At 68.7% G+C, this 11944-nt stretch carries 10 protein-coding genes; 9 read left to right on the top strand and 1 reads right to left on the bottom strand.

The window, feature by feature from the left end; genetic code table 11:
• Position 1: 1 nt before the first annotated feature.
• Genes K2R93_07065 through K2R93_07050 form a run of 4 tightly spaced genes read left to right on the top strand, consistent with a single transcriptional unit; the run spans position 2 to position 6089 of the window.
• Positions 2-1234, top strand: a complete 1233-nt coding sequence (locus K2R93_07065) for a glycosyltransferase (protein ID MBY0489586.1) — start codon at positions 2-4, stop codon at positions 1232-1234.
• Complete coding sequence (locus tag K2R93_07060) at positions 1234-2442, top strand: hypothetical protein (GenBank protein ID MBY0489585.1); 1209 nt, start codon at positions 1234-1236, stop codon at positions 2440-2442. The genes K2R93_07065 and K2R93_07060 overlap by 1 nt, the downstream gene beginning before the upstream one ends.
• Before the next feature lie 21 nt (positions 2443-2463).
• Entirely contained in the window at positions 2464-4284 is a 1821-nt protein-coding gene (locus tag K2R93_07055; protein MBY0489584.1) for a glycosyltransferase family 4 protein, read from the top strand.
• Between the two features lie 14 nt (positions 4285-4298).
• Entirely contained in the window at positions 4299-6089 is a 1791-nt protein-coding gene (locus K2R93_07050; GenBank protein ID MBY0489583.1) for a glycosyltransferase family 2 protein, read from the top strand.
• On the opposite strand, the gene K2R93_07045 is transcribed toward K2R93_07050, so the two are convergent.
• On the bottom strand, positions 6090-7493 hold the full coding sequence (locus K2R93_07045; protein MBY0489582.1) for a tetratricopeptide repeat protein: 1404 nt from the start codon (positions 7491-7493) through the stop codon (positions 6090-6092).
• A gap of 209 nt (positions 7494-7702) precedes the next feature.
• Between K2R93_07045 and K2R93_07040 the strand changes: the two genes are divergently transcribed.
• The 5 genes from K2R93_07040 to K2R93_07020 all read left to right on the top strand — a co-directional run bounded on the left by K2R93_07040 (position 7703) and on the right by K2R93_07020 (position 11935).
• Positions 7703-8467: a hypothetical protein gene (locus K2R93_07040; protein ID MBY0489581.1), complete on the top strand. Its 765-nt coding sequence runs from the start codon at positions 7703-7705 to the stop codon at positions 8465-8467.
• Between the two features lie 95 nt (positions 8468-8562).
• Positions 8563-10638, top strand: a complete 2076-nt coding sequence (fliD, locus tag K2R93_07035; GenBank protein MBY0489580.1) for a flagellar filament capping protein FliD — start codon at positions 8563-8565, stop codon at positions 10636-10638.
• Positions 10639-10701: 63 nt separating this feature from the next.
• On the top strand, positions 10702-11100 hold the full coding sequence (gene fliS / locus K2R93_07030) for a flagellar export chaperone FliS (GenBank protein MBY0489579.1): 399 nt from the start codon (positions 10702-10704) through the stop codon (positions 11098-11100).
• An 11-nt stretch (positions 11101-11111) separates the two neighbouring features.
• Positions 11112-11570 carry a hypothetical protein gene (locus K2R93_07025; GenBank protein MBY0489578.1) on the top strand — a complete coding sequence of 153 codons (459 nt, stop codon included), beginning with the start codon at positions 11112-11114 and terminating at the stop codon, positions 11568-11570.
• A gap of 8 nt (positions 11571-11578) precedes the next feature.
• Positions 11579-11935 carry a hypothetical protein gene (locus K2R93_07020; GenBank protein MBY0489577.1) on the top strand — a complete coding sequence of 119 codons (357 nt, stop codon included), beginning with the start codon at positions 11579-11581 and terminating at the stop codon, positions 11933-11935.
• The last annotated feature ends 9 nt before the right edge of the window (positions 11936-11944 follow it).

Raw genomic sequence — 11944 nt, 5'->3', positions numbered from 1 at the left:
CATGCCTCTGACGAATCGCTACCGCGTGGTGCACCTGTGCACCGACGATCGCGTCGATCGACGCATTCTCGACGGCGCCCGCCTGCTCACCGAAGCCGGCTGGCCCACGCTGGTCATCGCGGCGGCCCCGCCGGGTGACCTCGCCGACGAGACGAGCTATCCCGATGTCCCCATCTTCCGCTTGATGGGGTCGTGGGTGCCGGCGGACCGACTCCCCGAGGAGCCAAGCGATCCGCAGCTGGCCGCCGTGCAGGCGGCCGGCCGCACGTTCAATCAGCATCAGCGACTGCTGGCCGCGGCGCTCGCCTTCCCGTGCGAAGTGATCATCGCGAACGATCTACCGCAGCTCCCCGCCGGGATTCTCGCCGCGCGCGCTCACGGTGCGGCGCTCATCTACGATGCGCATGAGTTCTATCCGTCGCAGCCCTTCACGAAGGGCGCGTCGGCGGCACTCGAGGAGCTCGAGCGGTCGCTCATCGGGCACGCCGATGTGATCGTCACGGTGAACGACAGCATCGCCGACCTGATGGCGATGAAGTACAAGTGTCAGCGCCCGGTCACCGTGCTGAACTGTCCGAGCACGCGGCATCGCGGGGCAGTGTCTCGTGAGGAGAGCCCGCTGCGCGCCTTCGTGGGCGCCACACCGCAGCAGCGGGTGTTGCTCTATCAGGGCAACCTCGCCGGGAGCCGCAATCTCGAGGAACTGGTCGACGGCATGGCGCGCGTCACGAATCCCGATGTGGTCCTGGCCTTCATGGGCAAGGGCTCGGCGGTGGGTGACGCACTCAAGGCACGGGCGCAAGCGCTTGGCCTGCTCGGCTCGCGGGTGCACTTCATTCCCGAGAAGTCGGCGGCGGAGCTGCTGGCGTGGACGGTGGGAGCCGACGCCGGGATCATTCCGTATCCGCACTCGGACATGAACACCTGGCTCGTCTCGCCGAATAAGCTGTACGAGTTCCTGGCGGTCGGATTGCCGATCCTCGCATCGCACGGCCCGGAACTGCGTCGCTTCGTTGGTGACCTCGGGGTCGGGATCAACGCGCATCTCGCCACGCCGCAGGACTTCGCCGAAGCGATCGATGCCTTCTTCGCCAACTCGATCGACGGGTTCCGCGAACGGGCGGCCGCCGTGTCGTCGCGCTTTACCTGGGAGCACGAAGGCCGGCAGTGGCTGGGTCTTGTCGAGCGGGCCGTCCACGCGCGCAGCACCCGGACACTCCGGAGGGTCGCCTGATGTCCACTCCATCCGTCCGTCTGGCAATCGATGCGCCCCCGGGGCTGCATGTCGGGCAGGAGCTCACCGCGCTGATGCTCGCGCTCGAGGCGCACCGGCAGCAGCCCGGCAGCGTGATCCCGCTGCTGCCGCCGAGTGCGAGCGTGGCCTATCTCGAAGAAGCGGACAAGGTGCGGGTGCGCCAGCTCTATACGGAGCGGCAGGCGCGTCTTGCCGAATGGGCCCAGCCCTCGACGGCACCCATCAATGCCACGCTGCTGCGCTTTCTGGGCGCGCAGCTGCGCAGCTATCCGGCGTCGCAGGCGCGACGCTTTGCCCACCAGTTGGGGATCGCGGCGCTGACCGACACGGCGTGTGATGCGGCAACGCTCACGCGCGGCCGCGCCCATGACGCGCTGCTGGCCGGGTCGGCATGGCAGACCGCGCTGCTGCAGAGCGCTGGGCTGACCAACGTACGCGAGTGGCACGCGGGTGTGGATGTCTCGCACTTCAAGCCGCGCCCCCATACCGCGCTCGCGCCGGGACGCTTCGTCATCTGGTCGTGTGCGCGCCTCGACTGGCGCAAAGGTCAGGACCTGGTGCTCGCCGCCTTCAAGGCCTTCCGCGCGCGTCATCCGGACGCGTTGCTGGTGACCGCGTGGCAGCACCCGATTCCCGAGATGGCGACGCCGTTCCGCGGCCTCACCACCGATCGTGAGTTACCCGATCTGCGTGGCGGATTGTGGCAGATCGTGCCGTGGCTCGAAGCCCAGGGCATCCCGGCCGACAGCGTGGTCGATGTCGGTCTGATTGCCAACTCCCAGATGCCGACGCTGTTGAGTGGCGTCGATGTCGCCGTCTTCGCGAGCCGCGCCGAGGCGGAGCCTTCGCGCGCGCTGCTGGAATGCCATGCGTCGGCCGTGCCGGCCATCGTGGCGGCCAATACCGGTCAAACCGATATGGCGCGGCCCGAGTGGTGTCTTCCACTCGCCGCCGATCGCCCACTGACCGGTGCGCCAGCGACGCTGCGCGGCACCGAGGGCTGGGGCGAAGTGGCCGTGGATGATCTGGTCGAGGCGCTGGAACAGGTCTATCAGGACCGCGCGGCCGCTCGGTCGCGCGCACTGGCGGCGTCGCGCGAGATGGTGCGACGCGGCTGGAATCCGCAGGTTCGTGCGCTGCTCCGCCTCGCTGCCGAGGCGACTTCTTCTCTCCGCCGGTCGGCCTAACGGCCACTGACACCCCGAGCTATGTCCAATTCGATCGTGATGCCGATTCCGAGTGCCCAGGTTGATGCGCAGGGAACGCCGCGCTTCCAGATTCCCGTGGCCGGTGACCACCCGCAGCGCGCGACCATCGAGGCGCTGGAAGCCGACGGCGGCGTGCAGGCTGAAACGCGCGTCTTTCTCGATGCGCAGCTGGAAACCGGCGATGCGCTGCTCGATCTCGATCCGGGGATCGGCGTGGTGGCCCTCAGCGCGGCCACCGCGCCGAACGGATCACCGGCGGTGTTTGTCGCGGGGCTCGATCTCGACACCGTGCAGTTGCTGCAGGACGCCGCCGCGGACGCTGGCGGTTGGGTCGAAGACATCGATGTGCAGGATCCGGCGGAGCTGTGCGCGTCGATCGACGCGCGTCTCGAATCGGACGGCCGCGTCTTCGTGCACAGCAGCGCGGCGCAGGTCATCTGGTGTACGACCGGCTTGCGCCCGCTGATCGACGCGGGCCGCGTGGTGGCGATCTGCGTCAGCGATGCCGCCGCCGACAGCGTGTGGGCCGAGACGGCCGCGTTGCTCGCCGCCTGCGGCTTCGTGCCGCATGCGCTCGCCGAGCAGGACGGCGAGGTCGTGCTGCTGCCGGTCACCGGTCAGCCGATGAGCACGGTGATTGCGGTGGCGATGGCGTCTGACGCCACGGCGACGGCAACCGCCGCGGCGCCGGCGGCGAATGCGGCGGTTGGCGTGATCGCGTCGGCGACGGCGTGGAACGCGGTGCGCGACGGCTTTTCGTTCATTGCCCCGCACAGCCGCACCGGCTACGGCGTGGCGGCCTCGCACCTGCTGCGCGCGCTGCAGCAGCGGCAGATCCCCGTGACGTTCTTCCCGCTCGGCCCCGTCGATGCCACCCTGCTCGACAATCCACGCCTGCGCGAGGCGCTCGTGCGTCAGGAGGCGTATCGCCCCGACGTGCCCAGCGTGCGGTTGTCGCAGCAGTTCGATCTGGCGCTCCATGTCGGCCGTGGTCCGCAGGTGGGCTTCACCATCTTCGAACTCGATACCTTCACGCCGCGCGAACGGCACCATCTGGAGCAGCAGGACGCGATCATCACCTGCTCGCAGTGGGGGCGCGAGGTGATTCGCGCCAATGGCATCAGCGTGCCCGTGCACGTCGTGCCCCTGGGCGTGGATCGTGCCATCTTCCATGAGGGCGTCGCCCCGGCAGCGCGCAGCCAGGACACTGTGTTCCTGCAGGTCGGCAAGCTGGAGCCGCGCAAGGGGCAGCTCGAGCTGCTGCGCGCGTTCGAGGCCGCCTTCACGCCGCAGGATGCCGTGCGCCTGGTGCTCGTCTGCGGGAATCCGTTCGTGAGCAAGGCCGATCTCGATGTGATGCTGATGCCGTTCCGGCGGTCGCCGATGGCATCGCGCATCACGCTGATCACCCAGGAGCTGCCAACGCAGCGCGAGGTCGCGACGCAGATGGCCGCCGCGGACTGCGGTGTCTTTGCGGTGCGCGCCGAGGGGTGGAACCTCGAGGCGCTCGAACTGCTGTCGATGGGCAAGCAGGTCATCGCCACGAACTACTCGGCGCACACGGAGTTCCTCACGGCGGCGAACGCGCGGCTGATCGACGTGGATGGGCTGGAGCCGGCGCATCAGGGGCGCGTCATGGGCCAGTGGGCCGCGTGGGGCGCGCGACAGCACGAGCAGCTGGTCCAACATCTCCGTGACGTGCATACGGCGCGTCAGGTGGGCACGCTCGTGCGCAATGAGGCCGGCATTGCCACGGCCATGCAGTTCAGCTGGGAGCATGCGGCCGATGCGCTGCTCACGGCGCTGAGCGCCATCGCCTGAGCATCACGGTCGGCATGTCCACATCGGCGCCCCTGCGCATTGGCATTCTGACCCACAACGGGCTGCATCATACGCAGCGGTGTCTGGATTCCCTGCGCGCGCATACCACCGCGCCGTGGGAAGCGTATGTGGTGGACAACGCGTCGAGCGACGCCACGCCGGCCTGGCTGGCGGCGCTCGACGATCCCCGCATTCACGTGGAGCTGCGGTCCGATAATCTCGGGGTGAGCGGCGGCCGGAATCATCTCTTCCATCAGCTCACGCCGCAGCTGGGTGATCAGGATCTGCTCGTCTTCCTCGACAACGACATCGAGGTGGGGCCGGGCTGGGAAACACCCTTCCTCGAGGCATTTGCGCAGCAGCCGCGCCTCGGCGTGGCCGGGCATTGGGCGTTCTCCATGCGTGTGCATGAGAGCTGGCGCGACATTCTGGCGGAGCACACGAACGCCTCGGCGCCGTGCGACACGGTGCAGGGGTGCTGCTTCTGGGTGCGCGGGGCCACCGCGCGCGCCGTGGGCACCTTCGACGAGTCGCTCGGGCGCTTCTGGCACGAAGACGACGACTACTGCATCCGCGCCCTGCACGCCGGGTGGGATGTGCAGCGCGTGCGGAGCCCCAAGCTGTGGCACCACGAACATGGCTCCGGCGTCGCGTTGCGTCCGGAGCGAGTGGCGGGATCGCTGGCCAATCAGCAGATGCTGGCGGCCAAGTGGCGGGCCATGGGTGCGCTCGACGCGCAGGGGGTGCCGCTCCGTCCGGTGCCAGAGCCGCTCGGACCGTTGCGGCAGGCGTTGGCTGCAGCGCTGGGGCGTTCCGGCCCGCTGTTGCGCACCGAGCTGCACAGCGCGCTGCACGATCTCGCGCGTCTGATGCATGCGTCGCTCTCCGATGACGAAGCCGGACTGGCCGGTACGCCGGCCGTGCAGTGGCTGCTGCAGCAGACGGCAGCGGAAGCGCAGGGGAATGGCGATCAGGAGACCTACGGGCGCGCGACGGGTGCGCTGGCGCGGCTGGATGCGCTGCGGCGCGCGCGTCGGGCCACGTGTGCCTTGCCGAGTGACGAAGGGCGTGGCGCGCTGGCGTTCAGCAGCGTCTGTCAGCCGCGCGCGTGGGATGATGCGCGGTGGGCCGCGTCCGCGGCGCGCGTGCTGCATGAAGGACACGGCACCGACTACTACGCGCGCCATGAGGTCGCGTGGCGCGATGGGCAGCTCGCCTACGCGCTGAGTACCGCTGGCGTGCTGCGCCCCGCCACGCGTGCGTTCGCGCTGGGGCACGCAAGCGAACCGCTGCTGGTCGCGCTCTCGCACCAGGTGGGTACGCTGGTCGTCGCCGATCGTGAGCGTCCGACCACTGAGCAGATGGCGCAGGCGGTCGGGCGTCCGTGGGGGAGTGCGACGACCCACACCACGGTGTGGTCGCCGTCGGTCGCGACGGGTGAGGCGCCATACGATCTGGTCGTGTGCCCGAATCTTGCGCGCTACGCCACGGCGACGGATACGCTGCGGCTCATCGGACAGCTGGCCGCGCGGCTCGCCCCCGGGGGCATGCTCGCCGTGGCGACGTCGGTGCAGATCGGCGGTGGCGCGCATGCCCTGTGGCTGCCGGCGTCCACATTCGGTGATGACGCGCGTCTGGCCGATGCTGGGGTGCGGCGCATCGGTCGCTTCGATGACGGTGTGAGTGATGGGGTGCTGCTGGCCACCCTCCCCGAGCAGGCGCCGGCGCACTGGCGCCCGCGGTTGGCCCGTCGTGTGGGCGGCAGCACGGTCACCGTGGCCACCCTGGTCGCACGGCGCCGCTGATCAGGGCGCGGCGAGAGCGGTGCGCAGGTGGCGCAGCACGCTCGCCCAGTCGTTCCAGCCGTCGGGGCGGATCAGCGTCATCGAGGGGTACCAGGATGACGTCGCGCCAGCGGTCCCCCAGCGCCAATCGGGGATGTGCTGCAGGAGGACCCAGGTGCGGACCCCCATGGCGCCCGCCAGGTGTGCAATGCCGGTATCGGTCGTGACGAGGCCATCCAGAGAAGCCAATACCGACGCACTATCAAGCCATGAATAGGACTCTGAAACAAAACTGACGAAGTCTGGAGCGGATGCGCGCGCCGAACCGACCTGCAGGCCGATCCATTCGACGTCGGCGATCTCCCCCAGCTGCGGGAGGAGCGCCGCGTCCAGATCGCGCGTGGCGCGGCCCACAAAGGCCGGGTTGCCGGCCCACACCAGCCCCAGTCGTCGCGACGCGCGACGCGGGGGGAGGGGCGCGCCCGGCGCGCGCAGATAGGGTACCCGCGCCCCATCCACCGCCGTCCCCAGCCCGAGGCGGTGAGGGAGCGAGAGCATCGGCACGTGCCAGTCGGTCTCGGGGGGCGACGCATCGCGCGCGATCGCCTCGAGGCCATTGGCCTGCAGCAGCGTCACCGCATCGCGATGGCATTGCACGACCACCCGGCTCGGGCCCTGCTCGGCGAGGCGCGCGACGAAGCGCACAAACTGGAACTGGTCGCCGACGCCCTGCTCGGCGGTGACCAGAATGCTGCACCCGGCGAGTGGTTCACCGTGCCACGCCTTAGCCGCGGTCGCCGGTTCCGGGAGGGAGCGGGATTCAAACGCGGCCCACCCCGACGCATCGGCGCCGCCGCCTTTCAATAGAAGCGTGTAGGCGCGCTGCAGCTGCGTGGGGCTGTGGTTCGGGCGCAGCCGCTCGGCCTCGTCGAGCCAGTGCAGGGCACCCGCGAGATCCCCGAGTTCGTGGCGGACCTGCGCGGCGGTGAGGCGGAATGCAGCCGTCGTGGCATCGCGCGCGAGGGCCGCCTCGCAGAGGGGCCAGGCCGCGGCCGGTTGACCCGCGGCCCGACGCGCCCCGGCCAGCACATTCATCACGGCCGGGTCCTGCGGCCGTTGGGCGCGAACGGCCTCGAGGCACTCGATCGCTTCCTGTGGGGCCCCCGCTTCGAGCAGGGCGGCGCCCAACTCGTAGCACTCGGCCACCGACACCTCGGCATCGCTCTGCACGAAGCCCGTGAGGGTGGCGCGGGCGTCGGGTACGCGCCCGCCCAGGCGCTGCGCGTTCGCCAGCGCGAGCGCCAGTGCGGCATCGTGTGGCGCCTGGGCCCGCGCCGCGGAGAAGGCGCGGATCGCCTCGGCGTACGCGCCTTGTTCGAGCGCGGCGAGGCCGGCCGTCAGGTGCTGGACGAGCGGGCTAGTCACAGCGCAGAGACGCGCATCGGGCACCGCGCGTAACGACTCGCGCCGAGGTCGTGATAGCGGGGCGCGTGGTGTGAGAAATCGGCCCGGAAAATGACCCGGCGCTCAAGTTCTGCGTCATTCCTCCGACACTGTACAGCGACCGCGATTCGATAGTCGGATCCGGACGAGGCACGGAAGCCTCAGCGTTCATATCACGGAGGATATTCAGTATGCGTATCAACACCAACGTCGGCGCCCTTGTCGCTTCCCGCAACGCGTTCGTCAACAACATGGCGACCGAGAACAGCATGCGGAAGCTCAGCTCGGGTCTGCGCATCAGCCGTGCGGCTGACGACGCGGCCGGTCTCTCCATCGCCAACAAGCTTCGCACGCAGAGCCGCTCGCTGACGCAGGCGGCCTCGAACGCCGAGCAGGGCAACGCGATGCTGCAGATCGCCGAAGGTGCCGCTCAGACGATCCAGAAGATCATCGAGCGTCAGAAGGAACTGCTCGTGCAGTCGGCGAGCGGCAGCAACGCCTCGGTGACGGGCACGATCGGCACCGAAATCACGACCCTGCAGAACGAAGCGACGCGCATCAAGGCGGACTCGAACTTCCAGGGCACGAACGTCTTCGCGAACCTCTCGTTCCAGGTCTCTGACAACTCGACCAACGGCTCGTTCTCGGTGGACGCGAGCTTCACGCTCACGTCGCTCTCGGGCTCGTCCTCGCTGGCGAACGCCGACACGGCGCTCGACACGGTCAACTCGGCCCTCGCGGCCATCGGTGCCGGCCAGAACCGTCTGGACTACACCGTGCAGAACCTGAAGTCGGCGGTCGTGAACGTGAAGGCGGCCGAGTCGACCATCCGTGACGTCGACATGGCGGAAGAAATGGCGACCTACACGAAGAACAGCATCCTTACGCAGGCCGCGCAGGCGATGCTCTCGCAGGCGAACCAGAGCAGCCAGAACGTTCTCTCGCTCCTCCGCTAAGCCTGACGGTAGGTAGCACGTGGTGATCGGCCCCGAGGTCGGCGATAACGCCGGCCTCGGGGTACCGCCTTAGTACGACTCGGGTGAGGTAACCCATGGCGTCGACAACAACTTCGACAACGACCAGCACCGGGCTGGGCGTCAGTGGTCTTTCCAGCGGGATTCAGTGGGGCGACATCGTCGACTCCACGATCAAGGCATACGAAGCCCGCATCCTGACACCGATCAACACTCGGCTCGATCAGGAGAAGGCCCAAAAAGAAGCGTGGACCACGCTGAATGGCTTGGTCGATACCTTGAACACGGCCGCGCGGGCCCTCCGCACGACCGGTTTTGGCGGTTATACGGCCACCGTGCCGGCGAGCCCGACGACGTCGCGCACGCTGCTGAACGCCGCCGCCTCGACCACGGCCACGCCGGGCCAGTACCGCGTGGAAGTGTTGCAGCTGGCCGATACGGCCAAGATCAGTGGCGGCGTGACCGCCGACACGGCCGCTGCCCGCGGCCTCACCGGTGACTTCACGGTCAACGGCAAAACGATTTCGATCGTCGCGAGTGATTCGCTGAGCGCGATCCGCGACAAGATCAACAGCGCCGGCGCCGGGGTGACCGCCTCGGTGGTGAGCGATGGCGGCACCGCGGGGCACCTGGTGCTCACGGCCAATGCCGCCGGCTCGTCCGGTCTTGCGATTACCGATGGTACCGGTGGCGCCGCGCGGGAGCTCGGGTTCCTCGACAGTCGGTCGAAGCCCATCTCCTCGGCAGTGCAGGCGGCCGCCATCGCCATGGGGCTGAATGTCAGTCCGCCCCCGGCGAGCATCCGCATCGGGAGTCAGCTCATTACGGTGGACCTGGCCACCATGTCCATCTCCGCCATCGCGGCCCGCATCAATGCGGCCGGTGGCTCGGCGTCGGTGCAGTCCGAAGCCTACGGTGACGAGACGCGCTTCCGGCTCGTGGTCGATGGCAACGTGGCGGCCGATCCGAACGACGCCAACTCGCAGGCCGTCATCGATGCGCTGGGCATGGCGGCCGGCAGCACGGGCGACGTGCGCCAGACCGTGTCCACGGCGGCGTATACCGATGGCAGCAATGCGATCGCCACGGCGAGCACGGCGCTGGCCGGCATCAAGGTGGGCGGTGTCGCGTCCGGGCTCGCGGTCGGCGACGCGATCAACATCCGCGGGATGCGTGGTGATGGGACCGCCGTCACGATCGGCCTCGTCGTGAAGAACGGCGACACGATGCAGACGCTGCTCGATCGCCTCAACGATGCGACCTCCGGCTTCGGCAGCGGCACGCGCCCGGCGACGGCGTCGATCGGCGCCGATGGCGCCATTCGCCTCACCGACAGCACCGGCGGGTCATCGCGCCTGTCGATGACGATGTCGATCACGCGCGCCGATGGCACCACCGGCTCGCTCGGGGCGAGCAGCGTCAGCGTGGCCGGTCGCGCGCGGCAGCTGCAGACCGGCCAGGATGCCATCGTCAATGTCGATGGTACCACGTACACCCGTACGACGAACACCATCACCGACGCCATCAGCGGGGTGACGCTGTCGCTGGTGAGCAGCGAACCGGGCACCACGGTGGACGTGACGGTGGGGCGCGATACCGACGGTGCGGCCAAGGCCGTGCAGACGTTCGTGGACGCCTACAATGCGGTACGGAAGTTCTACGATGAGCAGGGGCAGACCGATGCGGTGCTGTACGCCAACAGCGGCCTGCGCCGCGTGGTGAGCAGCTTCACGGACGCCCTGCGGACCAACGTCTCGTCGAACACCACATACAGCTACGCCACGCTCGCCGGCGTGACGCTCGACCGGTTCGGTCGGCTCTCGCTCGACAGCAGCAAGTTCAAGACGGCGCTCAACGGCAAGCCGGACGAAATCACGGCGCTCTTCGGCTTCTCGGGCATTGGCGGTGCGTTCGTGACGGCCACCGACAAGGCGCAGCAGTACGGGGTGGGCGCGATCAGCCAGTCGATCAACAACCTGACGCAGAACGCGGTGAAGCTGAATCAGCGGGCCGCCGAAGCGCAGAAGAAGCTCGACGCCAAGCGCGCGCTGCTGGTGGATCAGTACACCAAGATGGAAGAGGCGCTCTCGAAGCTGCAATCGCAGAGCAATTCTTTCCTCGGGAGCATCAAGGGACTTCAGGGCAACAACTGACGGCCGATACTCCACAGTGTGAGCGATTCGCTCGGTTTCTGATCCCTCAAGCCCCACGTCGGTATGTCATACGCCAGTCAGACTGCGAGCTATCGCGAGATGGAGATCCACGCCGCCTCGCCCGAGAAGCTCCTGGTGATCGTCTTCGAGCAGCTGGTCGTGCAGCTGGACCGGGCGCGCATCGCGATGGAACGCAAGGACATCGAGTTGCGGGTGGTCTCGCTCCGCAAGGCCCGCAATCTCGTGACGGAGCTGTTGACCACGCTCGACTTCGAGAAGGGCGGGGCGCTCGCCGACCAGCTGTCCGACATCTACGTCTACATGCTCTACGAGCTCGTGGACATCGGGACGCGCGGTGATCTGCGGGTGATGGGCAAGCTGGTGAACATCGCGAAGGAGCTGCGCGACGGCTTTGTCGGCGCTGCGGCCCAGATGGCCACCGCCAAACTCAAGACCGCCTGAGTGCGTCCCCCATGCTTTCCTCACCTCCTCCGAGCCTGACGCGATCGGCGGCCCGACGGGCCGCCGCCCAGCAGGTGCTGTCGGTCTGCGCGGGAGTGGACGCCGTCACCGCCGAGGCCCACGCGGCGCTCGGGTTCGATGACGACCGCCTGTTTGCGCTCCTCGAGACGCGCGACCAGATGCTGCAGGACCTGGCCGAACATCTGGCCGTGTTGCAGTACACCAAGCCGACCGCCGACAACCCGCTTCTGGCCGCCACGGAGCGCGCGGTGGATGACGCCGACGCGCTGATCGCGACCGTCTGCGAGGCGCTCGCGACCTCGCAGCGCGCCACGATGGAGTTGGCGGCGCGGGTGGCGCAGCGGGTGGACACGCTGCGGGATGCGCTGGCCAACGCGCAGCGCGCCTCGAACGCCGGATCGGCCTATGCGCTGGCCGGTCAGCCGCGGCTCGTTGACCTCCGTCGGTGATCCGATTCATGACGCCGCACGCCGCCTTCGACGCCATTCTCCGCGAGACCCTCGCGGAGGTGGAAGCCGCCGAGGCCATTGACGAGGCCGATGCCCGTCAGGCGCGCGACGCCGTGGAACAGCTCCGCCTGCGGGCGGCGCATCTGATTACGCGGGACCAGGGGGGCCCCTGGGCGACCGGGGCCGCCGTGCAGTTTGCCAAAGAAGGACCGTCGGGTGTGGAGCAGTCGACGGTGGATATCCGGTTTCCCGAGCTCGCGCAGGCGGTGCCACCGGACGAAGGACCAGCCGCCGGAGAGGGGCGTGCAGGGTCACTTCCGCGACAGGGACGTCGCAATCCAATTACTGGAAAGCGGGCCGGGTAAAGTTACTGC

It is taken from the genome of Gemmatimonadaceae bacterium, from assembly GCA_019752115.1.
Classification (GTDB): domain Bacteria; phylum Gemmatimonadota; class Gemmatimonadetes; order Gemmatimonadales; family Gemmatimonadaceae; genus Gemmatimonas.
Note: the sequence above shows the minus strand (reverse complement) of the source record. Positions and strands in the feature narration are given on the sequence as shown.